Origin of the sequence: Xanthomonas sp. SS (assembly GCF_014236835.1) — a bacterium.
Taxonomy (GTDB): Bacteria; Pseudomonadota; Gammaproteobacteria; order Xanthomonadales; family Xanthomonadaceae; genus Xanthomonas_A.
In genome coordinates, this window is the sequence record NZ_CP051190.1 from 2,921,021 (window position 1) to 2,941,551 (window position 20,531).

The following is a 20,531-nucleotide window of genomic DNA, read 5'->3' on the forward strand; positions in this document are numbered from 1 at the left end:
CCGTCCCTCGGCGCGCCCTGCGACGCCATGCCCTCAGCGCAGGCTGGACCCGCGCACGATGCAGCGTCCGCTCAGCACCACCTTGCGCATCGGCAGGGTCGGCGCATTCAGCCGTTCCAGCAGCAGTGACATCGCGGTGCGGCCCATGTCCTCCACCGGCTGTTCGATCACGGTGATGCCCGGCTCGACCAGGTCGGTCCAGCTCTCGTTGTCGAAGCCGGCCAGCGCCAGGTCCTGCGGAATGCGCAGGCCGGCGCCGCGCGCGGCCTTCAGCGCGCCCATCAGCAACAGGCTGTTGCTGGCCACCAGCGCCTCCGGGCGCTCGGGTTGCGCCAGCCACGCCTGCACCTCGGCGGTCGCCGCCTCCGCGCTAGGCGCCACCTCGCGGTAGCTCGGCGCCAGGCCGTGCGCCTGCATCGCCGCCAGATAGCCGTCGCGGCGCTCGGCGGCGGTGCTGCTGGTCTTGCCGAACAGCCCGCCGATGCGCCGCAAGCCGCGTTCGGCCAGGTGCTCGATCAAGCTCGCCATCGCCGCGGCATTGTCCAGCACCACGCTGTCGTGCACGCCGGCCTTGCCGGCACGGTCGAGCAGCACCACCGGATAGTCGAAGTTCAACTTCGGCAACTGGCTCTGGGTGGTGCGGGTCGGCGCGAAGATCAGGCCGCTGACCCGTTCTTCCTGCATCAGCTGCAGGTACAGCGCCTCGCGCTGCGGATCCTCGTCGGTGTTGCACAGAATCACCCGCATCCCGGCGCGGTAGGCCACCTCCTCGACCGCGCCGATCGCCGCGGTGAAGAACGGGTTGCGGATGTCGGCCACGATCAGCCCGACGATCCCCGAATGCTGCGAACGCAGCCGCCGCGCCATCAGGTTCGGCCGGTAGCCGGTCTCGCGCACCGCCGCCTCGACCCGCGCCCGCACGTCCTCGCTGACCGGGCCCTGGCCCAGCGCCCGCGATACGGTCGAAGTCGAGACCCCGGCCACCCGCGCCACGTCATGGATGCTGACCGTCACTGGCAACGTTCCCGCAAAATTCCCACTGCAACCCCCTTCCAAGTGGCCAAATTCGATAGTAGCACCGGGTTTTCCCGAATAAATTGTGCAGTGCACATTGACGCAGCAGTGGGAACGTTCCCACACTGCGCCCACTCGCCGCCCCAGACCCTCGAAGGATGCCCCGCGTGACCCAGACGAATCCCCCCGTATTGGTCGCCAGCGAACTGGTCCGCGTCAACGTCCAGGTCCGCGACAAGGCCGACGCCATCGCCCAGGCCGCGCAGCTGCTGGTCGCCGCCGGTTGCGTGCCGCCGGCCTACGCGGCCAGCATGCTGCGCCGCGAAGCCCTGGCCAACACCTTCCTCGGCCACGGCGTGGCGATCCCGCACTGCACCGGCGAGGACCGCCACCTGGTCCAGCGCGACGGCATCGCGGTGCTGCAGATCCGCGACGGCGTGGAGTGGAATCCGGGCCAGACCACCCATCTGGTGGTCGCCATCGCCGCGCAGTCCGATACCCACATCACCTTGCTGCGGCGCCTGACCCGGCTGATCCAGGACCAGCCGCGGCTGGACGCGCTGTTCGCCAGCGACGACCCGCAGGCGATCGTCGACGCGCTGAGCCAGGATCCGGCCGTCGCGGCGAGCGGCGCTCCGGTCGCCGACCTCGGCGAGCGCTTCGAATGGACCGTGGCCTACCCCACCGGCCTGCATGCGCGCCCCGCGACGCGCTGGGTGGAGACCGCGCGCGGTTTCGCCGCCAGGATCCAGGTGCGCGCCGGCGAGCAGACCGGCGATGCAAAGAACCTGGTGTCGCTGCTGCAGCTGGGCCTGCATGCCGGCGACACGGTGACCATCTCGGCCGAAGGCCAGGACGCCGCCGCCGCGCTGGCGCGGCTGCGCAGCGTCATCGACGGCCTCACCGCACAGGAGAAAGCCGACGCGCAGGCCGCGGCGCAGCGCCGTGCCGCCCCGGTCAGCGGCTGGACCCCGCCGCAGGCGCAGCCGGCCATCGTCGGCATCGGCGCCAGCCCCGGGCTGGCGATCGGCGTGGTGCACAAGCTGGCCGGCAACGACGGCCCGGTGCCGGACGCGCCGGTGCCGCTCAGCGACGGCGGCGCGCTGCTGCACGACGCCTTGCTGCGCACCCGCCAGCAACTGCAGGCGATCGAGGACGACACCCGGCGCCGGCTCGGTGCCGGCGATGCGGCGATCTTCCGCGCCCAGGCCGAACTGCTCAACGACACCGACCTGATCACCCTGGCCTGCCAGCTGATGGTCGAAGGCCACGGCGTGGCCTGGTCCTGGCAGCAGGCGGTCGAGCGCATGGCCAACAAACTGTCGGCGCTGGGCAATGCGGTACTGGCCGGACGCGCCAGCGACCTGCGCGACGTCGGCCGCCGGGTGCTGACCCAGATCGACCCGAGCCTGGCCAGCGGCAGCCTGGAGCACCTGCCCGACAGTCCGTGCATCCTGCTCGCCAGCGACCTGTCGCCGTCGGACACCGCGCACCTGGACACCAGCCGCGTGCTCGGCCTGGCCACCGCGCTGGGCGGGCCGACCTCGCATACCGCGATCCTGTCGCGCACCCTGGGCCTGCCGGCGCTGGTCGCCGGCGGTGCCGACCTGCTCGACCTGGACGACGGCGCCACCGTCATCGTCGACGGCAACAGCGGCCGCCTGTACCTGGCGCCGTCGGAGGCCGACCTGGCCTCGGCCCGCGCCTACATCGAGGAACAGCGCCAGCTGCGCGAGCGCGAGGCCGAGCAGCGCAACCAGCCGGCCCAGACCCAGGACGGCCACCGCGTGGAGATCGGCGCCAACGTCAACCTGCCCGAGCAGGTGCCGATGGCGCTGGCGCAGGGCGCCGAGAGCGTCGGCCTGATGCGCACCGAATTCCTGTTCCTGGAGCGCGGCAGCACGCCGAGCGAGGACGAGCAGTACGACACCTACATGGCGATGGCCAAGGCGCTGGACGGGCGTTCGCTGATCGTGCGCGCGCTGGACATCGGCGGCGACAAGCAGGTCGCGCACCTGAACCTGCCGCGCGAGGACAACCCGTTCCTCGGCGTGCGCGGCGCGCGCCTGCTGCTGCGCCGCGCCGACCTGCTGCAACCGCAGCTGCGCGCGCTGTACCGCGCGGCCAGGGACGGCGCCAAGCTGGCGATCATGTTCCCGATGATCACCTCGGCGGCGGAGATCGTCGCGCTGCGCGCCGAGTGCGAACGCCTGCGCGCCGAACTGGACGCGCCGGAAGTGCCGCTGGGGATCATGATCGAAGTGCCGGCGGCGGCGATCCAGGCCGACGCGCTGGCGCGGCATGCCGACTTCTTCTCGATCGGCACCAACGACCTGACCCAGTACACGCTGGCGATCGACCGGCAGAACCCGGACCTGGCCGCCGAGGCCGACAGCCTGCACCCGGCGGTGCTGCGCCTGATCCGCACCACCGTCGAGGGCGCCGCGCGCCACGGGCGCTGGGTCGGCGTGTGCGGCGGCCTGGCCGGCGATGCGTTCGGCGCGGCGCTGCTGACCGGGCTGGGCGTGCACGAGCTGTCGATGACCCCCAACGACGTGCCGGCGGTGAAGGCGCGCCTGCGCGGCAGCCGCCTGGATGCGCTGCAGGCGCTGGCGCAGCGGGCGCTGGACTGCGAAAGCGCGGCCGACGTGCGCGCGCTGGACGGAGCCGGCGCATGAGCGTGCAGGCCGTCAGCGTCAGCCTGAATCCGGCGATCGACCTGACCGTGGCGATCGAGCGGCTGCAGCCCGGTCAGGTGCATCGCGCCAGCAGCGCGCACGCCATCGCCGGCGGCAAGGGCATCAATGTCGCCGCCTGCCTGGCCGACGCCGGCGTCGCCACGGCCGCGCTCGGCGTGCTCGGTGCCGGCAACGCGCACCTGTTCGAGACCCTGTTCGCCGCGCGCGGCATCGACGACCGCTGCCTGCGCGTGCCCGGCGACACCCGCACCAATCTCAAGCTGGTCGCCGCCGACAGCGGCGACACCACCGACATCAACCTGCCCGGCCTGCCGCTGGGCGCGGCCGAGCTGCACGCGGTCGGCGCGCGCCTGGCCCCGCTGCTGCGTCCGGGTCTGCCGGTGGTGCTGACCGGCAGCCTGCCGGCCGGCCTGGCCGACGACAGCTGGCGCGTGCTGCAGGCGCAGGCCGCCGCCGCCGGCGCACGGGTGCTGCTGGACACCAGCGGCGCGCCGCTGCGCGAAGCGCTGGCCGCACCGCACGCGCAGCTGCCGTTCGCGATCAAGCCCAATCGCCACGAACTGGAAGACTGGGCCGGCACGCCGTTGCGCGCGACCGCCGAATTGCTGGCGGCCACCCGCGCACTGCTGGACAGCGGCATCGAACTGGTGGTGGTGTCGCTGGGCACCGACGGCGCGCTGTTCGTGCGCGGCGAGCAGGCGCTGCTGGCACGCCCGCCGCAGCTGGCCGGCGGCAGCAGCGTCGGCGCCGGCGATGCGATGGTCGCCGGCCTGGTCACGGCGCTGCTCGCCGAGGCCGACCTGGCGACCTGCGCGCGCCAGGCCACCGCCTTCGCCGTGGCCACGCTCGGCAGCGGCGCCGCGCGCCGGCTGCCGCGCGACCAGGTCGACGGCATCGCCGCCGCGGTCCGCATCGAGTCGCTGCAATGAACCCCACGTCGAACCGCATGTGTTCGAACCGCATGTCATCGAACCGCACGCCGCCGCCATCGCGCGCGGCGTCCCCCTGCGTCCATCGGGAGCAAGCATGAATCCTATCTTCGTGGTGATCGTCGCCGGCGAGCGCAGCACCGAAGCCGTCCTCGCCGCCGAAGCCTTGCGCCATGCGGCCAGCGCACGCGGCGCGGTGGTGCACGCCGAGGTGCGTACGCCGCAGGGCGTGATCGCGCCACTGGACCTGGCCGCGGCCGGCAGCGGCTATCCGCTGCTGCTGGTCGGCGACGGCGATGCCGATGCGGCGCGCTTCGCCGGCGCCGCGCCGCTGCGCGCCAGCCTGGATGCGGTGCTCGACGATGCCGACGGCGTGCTCGCGCAGCTGCTGGCCGCGGCCGCGCCGGCAACGACCGCCGGCGCGGCCACGCAGACGGACGGTCCCAAGCGCATCGTCGCCGTGACCTCCTGCCCCACCGGCATCGCCCACACCTTCATGGCCGCCGAAGGCCTGCAGCAGGCGGCCAAGACCCTGGGCCACCAGATCCGGGTCGAGACGCAAGGCTCGGTCGGCGCCCAGGACACGCTCAGCGACGCCGAAATCGCCGACGCCGACCTGGTGCTGATCGCCGCCGACCGCGAAGTGGACCTGTCCCGCTTCGGCGGCAAGCGCCTGTTCAAGAGCGGCACCAAGCCGGCGATCAACGACGGCCCCGGGCTGATCCGCAAGGCGCTGGCCGAGGCCGGCGTGCATGCGGCCAGCGGCAACGGCGCCGCACCGGCGAGCAGCGAACGCGGGAAGTCGGCCGGCCCCTACAAGCACCTGATGACCGGCGTGTCGTTCATGCTGCCGTTCGTCACCGCCGGCGGCCTGCTGATCGCGCTGGCATTCGCGCTGGGCGGCATCTACGCCTTCGACGACGCGCATAAGGGCACCCTGGCCTGGTCGCTGTTCCAGATCGGCGCCAAGGCCGGCTTCACCCTGATGGTGCCGGCGCTGGCCGGCTACATCGCCTACTCCATCGCCGACCGCCCCGGCATCGCCCCCGGCATGATCGGCGGCATGGTCGCGGCCAACCTCGGCGCCGGCTTCATCGGCGGCATCTTCGCCGGCTTCATCGCCGGCTACGGCGTGGCCGCGCTGAACCGCGCGATCAAGCTGCCGCGCACCCTGGAAGGGCTCAAGCCGGTGCTGATCCTGCCGGTGCTGGGCACCCTGCTGGTCGGCCTGACCATGCTGTACGTGGTCGGCCAGCCGGTCGCCGAAGCGCTGGCCTGGCTCACCGACTGGCTGCGCGGCATGCAGGGCAGCAGCGCGGTGCTGCTGGGCCTGCTGCTCGGCGCGATGATGGCCTTCGACATGGGCGGGCCGGTCAACAAGGCCGCCTATGCGTTCTCCACCGGCCTGATCGCCAGCCAGGTGTACACGCCGATGGCCGCGGCGATGGTCGCCGGCATGACCCCGCCGCTGGGCATCGCGCTGGCCACCTGGGTGTTCCGCAACCGCTTCACCCGCGAGGAGCGCGGCACCAGCGCCGCCACCGGCGTGCTCGGCCTGGCCTTCGTCACCGAAGGCGCGATTCCGTATGCCGCGCGCGACCCGCTGCGCACCATCCCGGCGCTGATGCTGGGCTCGGCGCTGGCCGGCGCGATCTCGATGGCGGCCGGTGCCGAACTGAAGGTGCCGCACGGCGGCGTGTTCGTGCTGCCGATCCCCAACGCGGTGACCCATCTGGGCATGTACCTGATCGCGCTGCTCGCCGGCACCGCGCTGACCGCGCTGGCGCTGCGCGTGCTGAAGAAGCCGGTCGCCGAATAAGTCCTGCGCCGACGCGCTGCCGGGGGCGATGTCCCCTCCCCCGTCGCCCACGGCGGCGCGCCGGCCTCCATCACACCCCAGGAGTCTCTGCCATGTCCCTCCCCCTCACCCGGCGCCTGTCGCTCACCGCCCTGGCGCTCGCGCTCGCCCCGCTGGCCCACGCCCAGGACGCCAGCGACGCGTTCAAGCTCAAGCTCGCCTACACCGGCGAGGCCGCGGTCTCGCTGGACGGCGGCAAGGAACAGGGCAGCGCCTACGCCGGCCAGCTGATGCTCGGCACCGACGTCGACCTGCAGCGGCTGATGGGCTGGAACGGCGCCACGCTGAAGGTCTATGCGATCAACCGCCACGGCACCAACCTGGCCAACAGCGACATCGGCAACAGCACCTCGGTACAGGAAATCTACGGCGGTCAGGGCACGCGTCTGGCCAACTTCACCATCGCGCAGAAGCTGTTCGACGACCGCCTGGAACTGGAGGCCGGACGCAGCGTGGCCAACATCCATTTCCTCGGCTCGGACCTGTGCGGCTACTTCCAGGGCAACTCGGCCTGCGGCAATCCGACCTTCGTGTTCCGCACCAGCAACTTCACCTACTGGCCGGTGTCCAGCTGGGCCGCGCACGCCAAGGCCTGGGTGACCCCGAACGTGTACGTGCACGTCGGCGCCTACGAGGTCAATCCGACCCAGGCCGAGGACGGCGAGCACGGCCTGAACTGGAGCACCCGCGACCGCACCGGGGTGATCGTGCCCTACGCGATCGGCTACAAGACCGAGGCGGCCAGCGTGCGCTTCCCGGCGATGTACGAACTGGGCGGCTGGCAGGACAACTCCGACTACACCGACCCGCTGACCGACCGCAACGGCAACCCGGCGCGGCTCAGCGGGCTGGACTACGCCACCCGCAACGGCCGCTCCGGCGCGTTCTTCCGCTTCGAACAGCAGGTCACCCGCCCCGACGCCGACAGCGCGCGCGGGCTGGTGCTGTTCGGCTCGGTGCTCAAGGGCACCTCCGGGCAACTGATCGAAGACCACTTCCTGGAGCTGGGCCTGGTCCAGCGCGGCACCTTCGCCAGCCGCGAGCAGGACAACATCGCCTTCGTCGTCACCCAGCAGCGCTACAGCGACGACGCGCTGGAAGACCTGCGCCTGGCGCGCGCCGCGGCCGGCGGCAGCGGCACCCCGCACAGCTCGCAATACATGATGGAACTGAGCTACGGCATCCAGGTCACCCCGCAGCTGCGCATCGCGCCGAACCTGCACTACATCGTGCACCCGGACCAGTTCAACGAACCGTCGCGGACCCGCGACCTGCCGAATGCGTTGGTCGCCGGCATGCGCGTGGATTGGGCGTTGTAGGGCCGGGATTGGGGATTCGAGATTTGGGATTCGTCGCGCCTGGACGGACGCTGATGGCGGCGTTTGCAGTCCGCGGCGTTTCCACAGCTGACGGGCAGCGGATCGCCGCGAGGCCAGGTGGTAGGCGGCAGATAATAGGCTGCAGGATCGAAGCAACCGCGATAGCGGCGATCCTGCCTGGCTAACGAAGCAGCGGCCCAGCGGATCTCGCGAGGCGAAGGACGGTGCTGGGACGGATGCATAGCCAGTTCCCAACAGCTGCCATGCGATGCCGATCCTGCATCGGGCCACCTCCAGACCGTCACGCCAGTCAGGTGTTCCGCGAAGCACGGCAAAGCAACATGCACCCAAACGCACGACGCCCCGGCATGCCGGGGCGTCGTGCGTTTCGTCCGTGTCACTCCGCTCGCATGCAGATGCGCCAGTCCGTCGGCGCATGCGGGAACGAAATCGGTGGCCGGCGAATCGAGATCCGTTCGATTCCGTGCAAGTGCGCATCCCTGGCGCGGGAGCGATGACGTTGCCGACGGACACAGGATGCCTTGCGGCACGTGCCGGCGCGATCGGCCAATACCGCGGCGTACTGTCAGAATTTCCCGACACGCGCCGATAGCGGATGGGCGCTCAGTGCGCTCGATCCGCCGCAAGCTGCCGCGCGCAGCCTCCTTGCGGCTGCCAGGCCTGGGTCAGGGTCGTCGGTAGCCGCTCGGCGTCGTGCAGAATCAGCGCAAAGCCTTGCCGAGGCACCGTGCCGATCGCCATCAGCAGCATCGGCGGCCCTGCCTCGATGGTCAGGCTGTTGCCGGGGCCACGGCCGATCCGAACGCCATCGGGCGTTTCCAGGCAGGTGTCGCCGCTCACCGCGAAGAAGGCCTCCGGTCCGGAGTGCACATGCAATGGCGCCATCGTCCCCGGGGTGAAGACCGAGCGGAGGTATTCGGCCGCATAGGTCGACGCAGGCGCCACCGCGAGCGGACCGACCGCGGACACGTGCTCGCCGCCCTCGGAGCGCCATTCGGCCGGTGCCAGCGTGAACAGCCACACCGATCCGAACGCCTCCACCACGACGCTGGAAGCGCTGGCGGCGGCGTCGGCCGATGGCTTGGACGCAAAGCGATCGAGGTGCCAGTACACCGGTCCGGCAGGCAACGACGGCAGCGTCTTCCTGGCCAGCAGACAGGCCGGACCCGCCTCCTCGGCCGCGTCGCATGGGCGCGCGGTCGCCTGGGCGAACGCCGTCGAAGGCAAGGCCCCCGCCGCAACCGCAAACAGCCAGAACACCAGTCCGCGCATCGCCCGCCCCTTGGCCGCAAACAGACGCGAGCGTGCGCGCTTCCGATCCCGGTTTCAATGCGCGGAACGGCGCCTTGCGCAACGCTGGACCCCGCCGCGAACGGGTCACCGGCAGGCGCCGCGGCGCTTCTCGTCCTCCCCTCGCGGCGCCGGCCGCATCGCGCTGCCGCGCAACGGTCACCGCCGCTACATAAACGGATCCCATCGTAGCGGCCTCGCCACCGCCGATTACGACGGTTTTCCAACATCCGCGTTGCAAGCATCTCGCGCCATGCGCATCCTGGTTGCCGAAGACGATACGTCCATTGCCGTTGCGTTGCGCGACTCGCTAGCCGAGTGCGGGCACGTGGTGGACCACGTCAACGACGGCGCCGCCGCCGAGCGCGCGCTCAGCGCAGAGTCCTACCACCTGCTGGTGCTGGACCTGGGCCTGCCGCGGCGCGACGGCCTGCAGGTGCTGCAGCGCGTGCGCGAGCGCCGCGACGAGGTGGCGGTGCTGGTGGTGACCGCGCGCGACGGCGTGGAAGACCGCATCCGCGCCCTCGACCAGGGCGCCGACGACTACCTGATCAAGCCGTTCGAACTCTCCGAGTTCCTGGCCCGTACCCGCGCCCTGCTCCGCCGGCGCAGCAGCGGCGGCATCCCCGAGCTGGCCCTGGGCCAGTTGCGGATCAACCTGGCCGGGCGCCGGGTGTGGCTGCAGGACGAACCGCTGGAACTGACCGCGCGCGAGTTCGCGCTGCTGGAAACGCTGCTGATGCGTAGCGGGCGCGTGGTCAGCCGCGGCCAGCTCACCGACGCGCTGTGCGACTGGCAGCACGAGATCACCGACAACGGCCTGGACATCTCCATGCACCGCCTGCGCCGCAAGCTGCACGGCTCCGGCGTCGGCATCCGCACCATCCGCGGCCTGGGCTACCTGCTGGAAGAATCCCGCACCGCAGAAGCCGACGCCGACGCCGCCCACGACCCGCAGGCGTCGTGAGCGCGGCCGTGGCAGCCGGAACGGCGGGCGTGTTGCCCGCCCATCCCAGCCTGCGCCGGCGCCTGCTGGCGTTCCTGCTGATCCCGACCCTGCTGCTGATGCTGGTGGTCTCGGCGCTGTTCTACCTGCTGATGCTCAAGTACTCCAACCACGTCCACGACATGGACCTGAAGGAGGACACGCTGGGCCTGGCCAAGGCGGTCAACGATGCCGGCGCCAGCCTGCCGTTGCCGCTGCAGGCGCGGCGCCTGCTCGAATACAGCAGCGACGGCCGGGTGTTCTTCGAAGTGCGCAGCCGCGACCACGGCGTGATCAGCAACAGCGCGCAGCCGATTCCGGCGCACGACGCGCCGGCCACGCTCGGCCGGGTGGCGCTGCGCGACGAACGCATGGCCGACGGCACCCCGGTGCGCGTGGCCAGCCTGATCGTGCCGTCGGCCTGGGAGGCCAGCGACCGGCTGACGATCTCGGTGGCCGAGACCCTGGACGACCGCCACCGCCGCGCGCGCGAGATCCTGATGCTGATGCTGCCGATCGAACTGCTGCTGACCTGCTCGCTGCTGGCGCTGGTCTGGCACGGGGTGCGCGTGGGCCTGCGCCTGCTGCAACCGGCGGTGCGCCGGCTCGACGACAGCCAGCGCGACCTGAGCCCGGTGTCCGGCCCCGACATCCCGATCGAGGTGCTGCCGCTGACCCAGGCCATCGACGGCCTGCTCGGTCGGCTCAAGCAGCTGATGGCCTTGCAGGAGCGCTTCGTCGCCGATGCCGCGCACCAGCTGCGCACGCCGCTGGCCGGACTGAGCATGCACGTGCAGCGCGCCCAGGCCAGCACCCGCCCGCAGGACACCGCGCAGGCGCTGCAGCACATCCGCCAGCTGACCGACCGCGCGATCCGCAGCTCCACCCAGTTGCTGGCGCTGACCCGCGCGCAGGCGCCGCGCGAGAGCATCCGCCCGCTGCTGCCGCTGGACCTGGCCGCGTGGCTGCCGCAGGCGCTGGCCGAGCGCATTCCCGACGCGCTGCTGGCCGGGGTCGACCTGGGCTACGACGACGACGATACCGAGGGCAGACCGGCCTGGGTCGCAGCCGATACCTGGTCGTTGCGCGAACTGCTCGACAACCTACTCGACAACGCCTTCAAGCACGCCGCCGGCGGCATGGTCACGGTGAGCCTGCGCCGGCAGCCGCGATACCTGCAGTTGGCGGTAGACGATGCCGGCCCGGGCGTGGACGAGGCCTTGCTGCCGCGCCTGGGCGAACGCTTCTTCCGGGCACCGGATGCGCCCGAAGGCGGCACCGGCCTGGGCCTGGCGATCGTCGCCAGCATCGCCGCACGCCACCACGCCGCCCTGCGCTACCAGCGCTCGGCGCTGGGCGGATTGCGCGTGGAACTGGACCTGCCCGCCAGCGCGGCACCGCCCGCATGAGCCGGCGCCACGCATCCCGGCTGGCCGGCCTTGCCGTGCTGAGCGCTGCGGCGCTGGCCGGCTGCGTCAGCACCCCGCTGCCCGACCTGGCGCAACCGCTGCCGCCGCAATGGACCGCGCTGCCGGCCGCGGCCACTCCTCGGCCGGCCGGCAGCGCCTGGTGGCAGGACTTCCACGATCCGCAACTCGACGCGCTGGTCGCGCAGGCGCTGCGCGACGATCTCGACGTGGCCCAGGCGCTGGCCAGGCTGCGCGCGGCGCGGCGCATGGACGGCGTCGCCACCGCCGATTTGAAGCCGCAGCTGCACGCGCGCACCGAAGAACCGATCGACCCCGACGCCAGCGCCTCGTTCCTGGTCGCCGGCTTCGACGCGGAATGGGAACTGCCGCTGTTCGGGCGCGGCGAAGCCGCCCGCCGCATGAGCCGCGGCGACCTGCAGGCCGCGCAGGCCAGCCTGGAACAGGTCCGCGCCGCCACCGTCGCCGACGTGGCGCGCAACTGGATCGAACTGCGCCACGCGCAACAGGCCGAACGGTTGCTGCAACGCATCGCCGACGCCCGCCAACGGCAGGCCACGCTGAGCGCCGCGCTGGTCGAGCTGCGCCTGGCGCCGCCGGCGGCCGCCGCGCAGGCACAGGCAGCGCAACTGCAGGCGCAAGCGGCGCTGGGCGAACCGCGCACCGCCAGCGCCGCCGCCGCGCAACGGCTGGCGGTGCTGCTGGCGCGCAGTGAACCGGACCCGGCGTGGAGCGCCACCGTTGCGGCAGCCGCCGCTCCGGCCGCGGCGCCATCGGGCCTGCAGATCGGCGCGCTCGACGCGGTGCCCGCCGACCTGCTGCGACGCCGTCCGGACATCGCCGCGCGCGAAGCCGAGGTGCTGCACGCGGCCGGTGAGCTTGGCATCGCCCGAGCCGACCGCTACCCGAGCATCGGCCTGGGCGGCGCCATCCACTGGTCCACCAATCTGCTCTCGCACCGCCGCACCGCCACTCCGCACGAGATCGCCTCGCTGGGGCCGCTGATCGACATCCCGCTATTCGACTGGGGCCTGCGCCAGGCCCAGGCGCAGGCCCGCGGCGACCTGCTGCAGGCGGCGGCGCTGGCCTACCGCCAATGCGTGCTGGAGGCGGTGGCCGAAGTGCAGAACGCGCTGACCGCACTGGAGCAACAACGCCAGCGCGCGCTGGCGCAGCAGCAGGCGCTACAGGCGTTGCAGCAGGCCGCCGACGCGGCGCAGGCGCGGCGCAAATTGGGCCTGGGCAGCGATCTGGACGTCGCCACGCAGCAGGCCGCGCGCGACCAGGCCGCGCTGGAACTGTTGGATGCGCAGCGCCAGCGCGACCTCGACTACATCGCGCTGCAGACCGCACTGGGCAGCGCGGACACGCAGACCGCCGCCACCGAGGCCGGCGCGGCAGGCGCGACGCCCTGATGGTCGCGCTGGCCCGCCAGACCCTGCGCCACGAATGGCGCCGCTTCCTGCCGGTGGTGGTCTCGGTCGGCTTCGCCAGCCTGTTGCTGTTGCTTCAGACCGCGCTGGTGCTGGGCATCTTCGGCAGCGCCAGCGTCTACGTGTCCGGCTCCGACGCCGACCTGTGGCTGGGCTATCCGGGCACGCAGAGCGTGGACCAGGGGCGTCCGATCGATCCCGATGCCGCCACCGCGCTGTACCTGGACCCGCGGGTGCTGCAGGTCGAACCGTTCGTGTGGTTCGACGGCGACTGGCGCGGCCCCGACGACACCGGCGCGGTATCGATCTACGTCTCCGGCATCGACACCCGCAACGACGGGCTGATGTTCGCGCGGCTGTTGAGCCCCGCCCTGCGCGCGGCGCTGCGCGAACCGGACACGGTGGTGGTGGACCGCGCCGAACTGGACAAGCTCGGCGTCGGCATCGGCCGCAGCGCGCGCATCAACGGCCACCGGGTGCGGGTGATCGGGGTCGGCCGCGGCCTGCGTGCGCTGGGCGGGGTCAACGTGCTGGCCTCGCTGGAAACCGCGCGCGCCTTGAACACCGATGCCGTGCACCCGGACTGGCCGACCTACGTGGTCGCGCGGCTGCGGCCCGGCACCGACGCCGCGGCGGTGGCGCGCGGCCTGGTCGGCAGCGCCGCGCCGGTACGCATCGAGGCGTGGAGTGCGGCGGAGTTCGCCCGGCGCAGCATCCTGTTCTGGATGTTCGACACCGGCGCCGGCTCCGGCGTGCTGTTCCTCGGCGGCATCGTGCTGCTGGTCGGCGTGGCGATCACCAGCCAGACCCTGCTGGCCACGGTGCTCGGTGCGGCGCGCGAATACGCCACGCTCAACGCCTTGGGTGTGAGCATGCGCGCATTGCGCTGGGTGGTGCTGGAACAGGCGGCCTGGGTCGGCGCGCTCGGCCTGCTCGGTGCCAGCGCGCTCGGCGCCGCGCTGGTGGCGCTGGCCCGCGCGCACGACGTGCCGGTGGCCTTCGACGGCAACGGCTGGGCCGCATGCGTGGTCGCGGTGATGCTGCTGACCCTGCTCTCGGCGCTGGCCGCGCTACGCGGCTTGCGCCGCGCCGATCCGGCGCTGTTGCTGCGATGAACCGCGCCGCCGTTCCCGCCACGCTGTTGCCCGATGCCGCCACGCTGCACGGCAGCGGCCTGTGCAAGAGCTTCGTCTCCGGCAAGCTGCGCACCGACGTGCTGCGCGAGGTGACGCTGCAGGTGTGGCCCGGCGAACTGACCCTGATCTCCGGCCCCTCGGGCTGCGGCAAGAGCACCCTGCTGTCGATCCTCAGCGGCCTGCAGCGCGCCGACAGCGGCCGCGTGCAGGCCTTGGGCGAAGACCTGGGCGCGCTCGACGCGAGCGCGCTGGAACGCTTCCGCCTGCGCCATACCGGCTTCATCTTCCAGGGCTTCAACCTGTTCCCGGCGCTGAGCGCGCTGGACCAGGTGCGGCTGCCGCTGCAGTACATGGGCCTGGCCGCCGCCGAGGTGCGCGCGCGCGCCGAAGCGGCGCTGGCCGAGGTCGGCATCGCGCATCGCCAGCAGCTGCGCCCGGCCGAGCTGTCCGGCGGCGAAAAACAGCGCGTGGCGATCGCGCGCGCGCTGGCCAAGCACCCGGCGCTGCTGTTCGCCGACGAGCCGACCAGCGCGCTGGACGCCGGCAACGGCCAGATCGTGATCGACCTGCTGCACCGCATCGCCCGCAGCCACAACACCATGGTGCTGTGCGTCAGCCACGACCCGCGGTTGATCCGCCATGCCGACCGCGTGCTGTCGATGGAGGACGGCCGCATCCTCGACGACCGCCGCCTGGCGCCTGCACCCTCGTCCCCCACTTCGCCCCGGATGTCCGCACCATGAAAGCGCTCCTCGCCGCTCCCCTGCTGGGCCTGCTGCTGGCCGCCTGCGCGCGACCGCCGCAGGCCGCGCCCGCGCCCAACGCGGCGCCGGCCTACCTGGCGGTGGCGCGCGGGCGCATCGACGTGGAAGGCGGGCTGCTGCGGCTGAGCCTGCCGGTCGCCGCGACGTTGCAGCGGGTGGCGGTGCACGAAGGCGATGCGGTGCGCCGCGGCGCGCTGCTGATCGCAGCCGACGACCGCGCCGCGGCGCTGGACCTGGACATCGCGCAGACCCGCGCGCAGGCCGCGAACGCGCACGTTCACCAGTTGCAGCAGCGACTGGCGCACGCGCAGCAGCGCCAGCAACGGCTGGCCGAGGCGGCGCGGATCGGCGCCGGCGACGGCCAGAGCGCCGACGATGCCGGCGACGCCAGCCAGACCCTGGCCGACGCGCTGCAGGCCGCGCGCAGCGACGCCGCGCTGGCCACCGAGCAGGTGCACCAGGCGCAACTGCAGCGCGACCAGTACCGCCTGTACGCGCCCGCCGACGGCCGCGTGCTGCAACTGGCCGCGGCGGCCGGCGCGCGCAGCGACGGCGGCGCCACGCCGCTGCTGACCCTGCTGCCGGACGCGCCGCGCCTGGTTCGCGCCGAATTGAACGAAAGCTACGCCGCCGCGGTGCGCCCCGGCATGCAGGCCGAGGTGATCAGCGACGACGGCCGCCAGACCGCGCTGGGCAGCGCGGTGGTGCGCTGGCTGGCGCCGGCGTTCGGCCCGGCGCAACTGCACGACGACGCCGATGGCGCCAGCGCCGGCAACGACCGCAGCGTGGCCTGCGTGCTGGCGTTCCGGCAGCCGTCGGCGCTGCGCCTGGGCCAGCGCGTGCTGGTGCGCTTCCGCAACCCTTCCGTGGCGCAACGCTGACGAAAGGCTGCTGAAACGCCCATCCGCCACGCTGCGCGCGTTCCTTCGCAGCCAACCCCGTGCCGCCATGATCCAATCCGCCGAATTCCACTTCCAGGGCGGCCGCCACGGCGTGCTGCTGATCCACGGCCTGACCGGCACCCCCAGCGAGATGCGCCTGCTCGGCAAATCGCTGAACCGCGAGGGCTTCAGCGTGCACGGCGTGCAGCTGGCCGGGCATTGCGGCAACGAGGACGACCTGCTCGCCACCGGCTGGCGCGACTGGACCGCCAGCGTCGAACAGGCCGCGGCGCAGATGCGCCCGCAGGTGGACAAACTGTTCGTGGCCGGGCTGTCGATGGGCGCGCTGCTGGCGCTGCAACTGGCCGAAGAACGGCCGGAATGGGTCGATGGCGTCGGCGTGCTCGGCGCCACCTTCCGCTACGACGGCTGGAACATCCCGCGCCGCGCGCGGCTGGCGTTCCTGCTGCCGTGGTTCAAGCGTCTGGGCATCGGCCGCCGCCGCATGTTCCTGGAAGAACCGCCGTACGGCCTGCGCGACGAGCGCATCCGCGCACAGATCAGCGGCGCGATGCTCGGCGGCGACAGCAGCGCCGCCGGCCTGCCCGGCAATCCCTGGCATGCGCTGGCCGAGATGCACCTGCTGTCGCGGCGGGTGCGCCGCAACCTGGCCAAGGTGACCGCACCGTGTCTGGTCGCGCATGCGGCCGAGGACGACATCGCGCATCTGCGCAACGCGCAGTTGGTGGTGGCCGGCGTGTCCGGACCGGTGGAATTGCTGCTGCTGCACGACAGCTATCACATGATCACCCTGGATCGCGAACGCCGCGTGCTCGGCGCGCGCCTGGCGCAGTTCTTCGCCGCGCAGGCTGCGCCGCGCCAGGCCGCCTGATGGCGCTGCAGGCGCCCGTGGTCGGCGTGTGGCTGGCGACGGTGGCGCTGGACACGGTCGGCCAGCTGGCCTTCAAGCACGTCGCCAGCGACCCGCTGGCGAGCGGCGCGGCGCGCTGGCGGCGCATGGCGCGGCAGCCGTGGCTGTGGCTGGGCATCGCCTGCTACGCGTTCGAATTCCTGGCCTGGACCGCGTTCCTGTCGCTGGTGCCGCTGGGCCGCGGCGTGCTGCTCGGCTCGATCAACATCGTGGCGATCATGCTCGCCGGACGCTGGCTGTTCGGCGAGCGGCTGGGGCGCATGCAGGTGGCCGGGATCTGCCTGGTAAGCGCCGGCGTGGCCGTGGTCGGGCTCGGCACATGACCCGCCCGCCGCTGCAACGCTACGCCGTTGGTTTCGCGCTGCTGCTGGGCTTCGACACCCTGGCCCAGTTCGGCTTCAAGCTCGGCGGCGCGCACGCGTTCCCGCCACAAGCCGAGTGGGCCTGGGTGCTGCGCCTGCTCGCCAGTCCCTGGCTGTACGCCGCGCTGCTGGGCTATGTCGGCGCGTTCTTCACCTGGATGAAACTGCTCGAGCACGCGCCGATCGGTCCGGCCTTCGCCGCCTCGCATCTGGAGATCGTCAGCGTGCTGCTGCTGTCGGCGTGGTGGTTCGGCGAGCCGATCGGCGTGTTGCAGGCGATCGGCGCGGCGCTGATCGTGGCCGGCATCGTCTGCCTCGCGCTCGGCGAGCGCGCCGCGCCGGCCGATGCGCACTGAGGTTCCGCCCACCGCCGGCCTGCCGCTGCGCTGGCGCGACCTGTGGCCGGCGCGCACGCCGCAGCGGCTGGCCGCGCAACTCGGCTTTCCCGATGCGCTGCTGACCTGCTCGGGCACCGCTGCATTGGTCATCGCGCTGCGCACCCTGGCCGCCGGCAGCCGCCGCCGGCAGGTGCTGGTGGCCGCCTACACCTGCCCGCTGGTCGCGCTGGCGGTCGCCCATTGCGGCCTGCAACTGGTGCTGTGCGATCTGCTGCCCGACTCGATCGAACCCGACCCTGCGCAGCTGGCGCAGCGCTGCGGCAGCGACACCCTGGCGATCGTCGCCACCCATCTGGGCGGACGCCTGACCGACCTGGAGCCGCTGCGCCATGCCGCCGCGGCCTGCGGCGCGATGCTGATCGAAGACGCCGCGCAGGCGCTGGGCGGCGTGCATGCCGACGGCCGTCCGGCCGGCCTGGGTGGCGACATCGGCTTCTGCAGCCTGGCGGTTGGCAAGGGCCCGACCCTGTACGAAGGCGGCCTGCTGATGTCGCCGCACGCGCCGTTGCGGCACGGCCTGGCCGCGATGGCGGCGCGCCTGGGCCAGCCCGACTGGCGCCGCGAACTGCAGCGCAGCCTGCAGTTGCTCGGCTATGCCGCGCTGTACCGGCCGCACGCCTTGCGCTGGGCCTACGGCGCGCCGCTGCGCCGCGCCTTGCGCCGCGGCGACCGCGTGGCCGCGGCCGGCGACCAGTTCGATGCGGCAATCCCGCAGCACGCGGTCGGCGCCTGGCGCGAAGCGGTCGGCGTGCGCGCCAGCGTGCGCTGGCCGGCGTTCCTGGCGCAGGCACGCGCACAGGGCCGGCGCCGCAGCGCACGTCTGGCCGCGATCGCCGGGCTGCGGGTGGTCGCCGACAGCGCCGGCGCGCAAGGCAGCTGGCCGGCACTGCTGGTGCTGCTGCCGGATGCGGCCGCACGCGAACGGGCACTGGCGCAGCTGTGGCCGCGCGGACTCGGCGTCGGCCTGCTGTTCGTGCACGCCCTGCCCGACTACGCCTACCTGCGCGGCATCGTCGATCCCGCACCGATGCCGCACGCGCGCGACTTCGCCGCGCGCTGCCTCAGCATCAGCAACAGCCCGTGGCTGGACGAGGATGGGTTCGAGGCAATCGTCGCGCTGTTGCGGCAGGCGTGTGCGGAGAGCATGGGCTGATCCGGCGGCAGCGGTGCCGGCCGTGTTTTGCCAATCGATTACGCACCGCTGCGGCGCAGGACGCCGCAGCGATCTTTCCTCGACCGGTCAGACGACCAAGGCGAGCGCGGCCTTGCCAGCGGTGCCCCGAGCATTGTTCGCCACGCTGTCGACCAGGGCCGTCGCCTGATCTTCCAACGCGCGTGCAGCAGACGCCATCGTGTCCACGAGCGCGGCGTTCTGCTGGGTGGCCGTGTCCATCTGCACGATGCTCTGGTTGATCTGCTCGATACCCGCGCTTTGCTCGCGACTGGCCGCCGCGATATCGCCGACGATGGCATTGACCTGGTTCACCGAGGCCATCAACTCGTCCATCGCCTTGCCGGCAACGCCCACCTGCTGCGCCCCCTGCCCGACCTTCGCGCCCGAGTCGGCGATCAGGCCGCGGATCTCCTTGGCGGCACTGGTGCAGCGCTGCGCGAGACTGCGCACCTCGGTGGCCACGACCGCGAAGCCGCGGCCCTGCTCGCCGGCGCGCGCCGCTTCCACGGCCGCATTCAGCGCCAGGATGTTGGTCTGGAACGCAATGCCGTCGATGACGGAGATGATTTCCCCGATCTTTTGCGAGGAAGCCTGGATTTCCGCCATCGTGCCGACCACGCCATTGACCAGCTGCCCGCCGCGAAGCGCGGTCTCGGCAGCGCCGCTGGCCAGTTCGTTGGCGCGACGCGCGCTGTCGGCATTGGTGCGCACGATGCTGGTGATTTCTTCCATGGAACTGGCGGTTTCTTCCAGCGCCGCCGCCTGTTGCTCGCTGCGCCGCGCCAAGTCGTCGTTGCTGCGCACGATGTCGCCGGCGGCATTGCTGAGCGTATTCGCCACCTCGCCGAGCTGGCGTCCGGCTTCGATGTCCATCAACGCACCGACCGCGCGCAACGGGGTGCCATCCGCCGCGCGCTTGGTCAGGCCGCGCGCCCTGAACCACCGGTACTGGCCGTTCTTGAGCTGCAGGCGGTACTCGATGTCGAATTTGGTGCGGCCGCTGCGGTCGTTCAGGTGCGCGGCGAACGCATTCAAGGCGCGCTGCTTGTCTTGCGGATGAAGCCGCGATGCCCAGCTGTCCAGCACATTGGGAAACTCCTGCTCCGACTCGAACCCGAGCTGATAGCGGAACTGCTGCGACCACCAGAACTCGTTGCTGGGGTTGATCGGGTCGCCGGCGATCACGCTCATGTCCCACAAGCCATCGCTGAGCATCTGCGAGCCGAGTTCGAAGCGCGTCAGGGTGATGTCGAGGAACTGTTCGCGTTCGCGCCGCTCGGTGATGTCGGCGATCGAACCGGCAACGCGAAGCGGCATCCCGCTGGCGTCGCGCTCGGTGGTGCCGAACGCCCGGAACCAACGGTACTCGCCCGACTTCAGCCGCAGCCGATTCTCCACGTCGTACGGCGTCCGCCCGCTGCGATCGGCAAGATGCGCCGCGAATGCGTCCAGCGTTCGCTGCTTGTCTTCCGGATGCAAGCGTGAGACCCAGCTGTCCAGCACGTTGGGGAACTCCTGCTCGGAGGAAAAGCCCAACAGCCGGCGCATCTGCGGCGACCACCACACGGGGCTGTCGGGGTGGCTCGGGTCTCCGGCGATGACGCCGATGTCCCACAGTCCGTCCGTCGTGCCGTTGGCCACCAGTTCGAAGCGGCCTTGCAGATGCCGCAGCGCGGCAGACGCCTGCTCGGCTTGCAGCACGGCCTGGTCCCGCTCCTTCTGCAGTTCGCAAAAGCGCTCAGCGAGTTGCTTGGTCAATTGCGCTGGCGCCGAGCCGGGCCACTGCGCCGACCGGCCCTGCAGCGTCGCCTCCAATGCCTTGCCCAGTGCCGCTGCTTGCTGGCTACCCGTGAACCACATGCTTGCCTCTGCTTTCTTATGATGTCCGTTGCTAGCGGCACCAACAGAAA

At 72.0% G+C, this 20,531-nt stretch carries 17 protein-coding genes; 14 read left to right on the top strand and 3 right to left on the bottom strand.

What is annotated here, in order from left to right:
• Positions 1 to 33: 33 nt before the first annotated feature.
• Entirely contained in the window at positions 34 to 1,014 is a 981-nt protein-coding gene (locus tag HEP74_RS12130) for a LacI family DNA-binding transcriptional regulator (protein WP_179564111.1), read from the bottom strand.
• Between the two features lie 158 nt (positions 1,015 to 1,172).
• Here HEP74_RS12130 and ptsP point away from each other — a divergent pair, with 158 nt between their 5' ends.
• The 4 genes from ptsP to HEP74_RS12150 all read left to right on the top strand — a co-directional run bounded on the left by ptsP (position 1,173) and on the right by HEP74_RS12150 (position 7,819).
• A complete protein-coding gene (ptsP, locus tag HEP74_RS12135; RefSeq protein WP_185813098.1) occupies positions 1,173 to 3,692 on the top strand; it encodes a phosphoenolpyruvate--protein phosphotransferase in 2,520 nt (839 codons plus the stop codon).
• On the top strand, positions 3,689 to 4,642 hold the full coding sequence (locus HEP74_RS12140) for a 1-phosphofructokinase family hexose kinase (RefSeq protein WP_185813099.1): 954 nt from the start codon (positions 3,689 to 3,691) through the stop codon (positions 4,640 to 4,642). Before ptsP ends, HEP74_RS12140 begins: the two co-directional genes overlap by 4 nt.
• Positions 4,643 to 4,739: 97 nt before the next feature.
• Complete coding sequence (locus HEP74_RS12145) at positions 4,740 to 6,461, top strand: PTS fructose transporter subunit IIC (RefSeq protein ID WP_185813100.1); 1,722 nt, start codon at positions 4,740 to 4,742, stop codon at positions 6,459 to 6,461.
• A 92-nt stretch (positions 6,462 to 6,553) separates the two neighbouring features.
• Positions 6,554 to 7,819, top strand: coding sequence for a carbohydrate porin (locus tag HEP74_RS12150; protein WP_185813101.1), 1,266 nt, complete (start codon positions 6,554 to 6,556; stop codon positions 7,817 to 7,819).
• A gap of 624 nt (positions 7,820 to 8,443) precedes the next feature.
• On the opposite strand, the gene HEP74_RS12155 is transcribed toward HEP74_RS12150, so the two are convergent.
• Entirely contained in the window at positions 8,444 to 9,112 is a 669-nt protein-coding gene (locus HEP74_RS12155) for a cupin domain-containing protein (protein ID WP_185813102.1), read from the bottom strand.
• A 271-nt stretch (positions 9,113 to 9,383) separates the two neighbouring features.
• On the opposite strand from HEP74_RS12155, the gene HEP74_RS12160 reads away from it, so the two are divergent.
• The 10 genes from HEP74_RS12160 (at position 9,384) to HEP74_RS12205 (ending at position 18,600) form a co-directional block, all read left to right on the top strand.
• Entirely contained in the window at positions 9,384 to 10,097 is a 714-nt protein-coding gene (locus HEP74_RS12160) for a response regulator (protein WP_185813103.1), read from the top strand.
• Between the two features lie 29 nt (positions 10,098 to 10,126).
• Positions 10,127 to 11,524: a sensor histidine kinase gene (locus HEP74_RS12165; protein WP_255427727.1), complete on the top strand. Its 1,398-nt coding sequence runs from the start codon at positions 10,127 to 10,129 to the stop codon at positions 11,522 to 11,524.
• Positions 11,521 to 12,957 (top strand): TolC family protein, encoded by a 1,437-nt coding sequence (locus HEP74_RS12170; RefSeq protein WP_185813104.1) that lies wholly within the window; start codon positions 11,521 to 11,523, stop codon positions 12,955 to 12,957. The genes HEP74_RS12165 and HEP74_RS12170 overlap by 4 nt, the downstream gene beginning before the upstream one ends.
• Positions 12,957 to 14,090 carry an ABC transporter permease gene (locus HEP74_RS12175; RefSeq protein ID WP_185813105.1) on the top strand — a complete coding sequence of 378 codons (1,134 nt, stop codon included), beginning with the start codon at positions 12,957 to 12,959 and terminating at the stop codon, positions 14,088 to 14,090. The genes HEP74_RS12170 and HEP74_RS12175 overlap by 1 nt, the downstream gene beginning before the upstream one ends.
• Positions 14,087 to 14,854, top strand: a complete 768-nt coding sequence (locus tag HEP74_RS12180; RefSeq protein ID WP_185813106.1) for an ABC transporter ATP-binding protein — start codon at positions 14,087 to 14,089, stop codon at positions 14,852 to 14,854. Before HEP74_RS12175 ends, HEP74_RS12180 begins: the two co-directional genes overlap by 4 nt.
• A complete protein-coding gene (locus tag HEP74_RS12185) occupies positions 14,851 to 15,756 on the top strand; it encodes an HlyD family secretion protein (protein WP_185813107.1) in 906 nt (301 codons plus the stop codon). The genes HEP74_RS12180 and HEP74_RS12185 overlap by 4 nt, the downstream gene beginning before the upstream one ends.
• A gap of 67 nt (positions 15,757 to 15,823) precedes the next feature.
• Positions 15,824 to 16,648 carry an alpha/beta hydrolase gene (locus tag HEP74_RS12190; RefSeq protein WP_185813108.1) on the top strand — a complete coding sequence of 275 codons (825 nt, stop codon included), beginning with the start codon at positions 15,824 to 15,826 and terminating at the stop codon, positions 16,646 to 16,648.
• Positions 16,648 to 17,010, top strand: a complete 363-nt coding sequence (locus HEP74_RS12195; protein WP_185813109.1) for an EamA family transporter — start codon at positions 16,648 to 16,650, stop codon at positions 17,008 to 17,010. The genes HEP74_RS12190 and HEP74_RS12195 overlap by 1 nt, the downstream gene beginning before the upstream one ends.
• Complete coding sequence (locus HEP74_RS12200; RefSeq protein WP_185813110.1) at positions 17,007 to 17,405, top strand: DMT family transporter; 399 nt, start codon at positions 17,007 to 17,009, stop codon at positions 17,403 to 17,405. The genes HEP74_RS12195 and HEP74_RS12200 overlap by 4 nt, the downstream gene beginning before the upstream one ends.
• On the top strand, positions 17,395 to 18,600 hold the full coding sequence (locus tag HEP74_RS12205) for a DegT/DnrJ/EryC1/StrS family aminotransferase (protein WP_185813111.1): 1,206 nt from the start codon (positions 17,395 to 17,397) through the stop codon (positions 18,598 to 18,600). Before HEP74_RS12200 ends, HEP74_RS12205 begins: the two co-directional genes overlap by 11 nt.
• An 87-nt stretch (positions 18,601 to 18,687) precedes the next feature.
• On the opposite strand, the gene HEP74_RS12210 is transcribed toward HEP74_RS12205, so the two are convergent.
• On the bottom strand, positions 18,688 to 20,481 hold the full coding sequence (locus tag HEP74_RS12210) for a methyl-accepting chemotaxis protein (RefSeq protein ID WP_185813112.1): 1,794 nt from the start codon (positions 20,479 to 20,481) through the stop codon (positions 18,688 to 18,690).
• Positions 20,482 to 20,531 lie beyond the last annotated feature (50 nt).

Excerpts from the sequence above, each read along its gene's own strand:
- ptsP (WP_185813098.1), top strand. The coding sequence starts at position 1,173 with ATGCCCCGCGTGACCCAGACGAATCCCCCCGTATTGGTCGCCAGCGAA.
- HEP74_RS12180 (WP_185813106.1), top strand. The coding sequence starts at position 14,087 with ATGAACCGCGCCGCCGTTCCCGCCACGCTGTTGCCCGATGCCGCCACG.
- HEP74_RS12190 (WP_185813108.1), top strand. The coding sequence starts at position 15,824 with ATGATCCAATCCGCCGAATTCCACTTCCAGGGCGGCCGCCACGGCGTG.
- HEP74_RS12195 (WP_185813109.1), top strand. The coding sequence starts at position 16,648 with ATGGCGCTGCAGGCGCCCGTGGTCGGCGTGTGGCTGGCGACGGTGGCG.
- HEP74_RS12160 (WP_185813103.1), top strand. The coding sequence starts at position 9,384 with ATGCGCATCCTGGTTGCCGAAGACGATACGTCCATTGCCGTTGCGTTG.
- HEP74_RS12200 (WP_185813110.1), top strand. The coding sequence starts at position 17,007 with ATGACCCGCCCGCCGCTGCAACGCTACGCCGTTGGTTTCGCGCTGCTG.
- HEP74_RS12140 (WP_185813099.1), top strand. The coding sequence starts at position 3,689 with ATGAGCGTGCAGGCCGTCAGCGTCAGCCTGAATCCGGCGATCGACCTG.
- HEP74_RS12185 (WP_185813107.1), top strand. The coding sequence starts at position 14,851 with ATGAAAGCGCTCCTCGCCGCTCCCCTGCTGGGCCTGCTGCTGGCCGCC.
- HEP74_RS12155 (WP_185813102.1), bottom strand. The coding sequence starts at position 9,112 with ATGCGCGGACTGGTGTTCTGGCTGTTTGCGGTTGCGGCGGGGGCCTTG.
- HEP74_RS12145 (WP_185813100.1), top strand. The coding sequence starts at position 4,740 with ATGAATCCTATCTTCGTGGTGATCGTCGCCGGCGAGCGCAGCACCGAA.
- HEP74_RS12205 (WP_185813111.1), top strand. The coding sequence starts at position 17,395 with ATGCGCACTGAGGTTCCGCCCACCGCCGGCCTGCCGCTGCGCTGGCGC.
- HEP74_RS12150 (WP_185813101.1), top strand. The coding sequence starts at position 6,554 with ATGTCCCTCCCCCTCACCCGGCGCCTGTCGCTCACCGCCCTGGCGCTC.
- HEP74_RS12170 (WP_185813104.1), top strand. The coding sequence starts at position 11,521 with ATGAGCCGGCGCCACGCATCCCGGCTGGCCGGCCTTGCCGTGCTGAGC.
- HEP74_RS12175 (WP_185813105.1), top strand. The coding sequence starts at position 12,957 with ATGGTCGCGCTGGCCCGCCAGACCCTGCGCCACGAATGGCGCCGCTTC.
- HEP74_RS12210 (WP_185813112.1), bottom strand. The coding sequence starts at position 20,481 with ATGTGGTTCACGGGTAGCCAGCAAGCAGCGGCACTGGGCAAGGCATTG.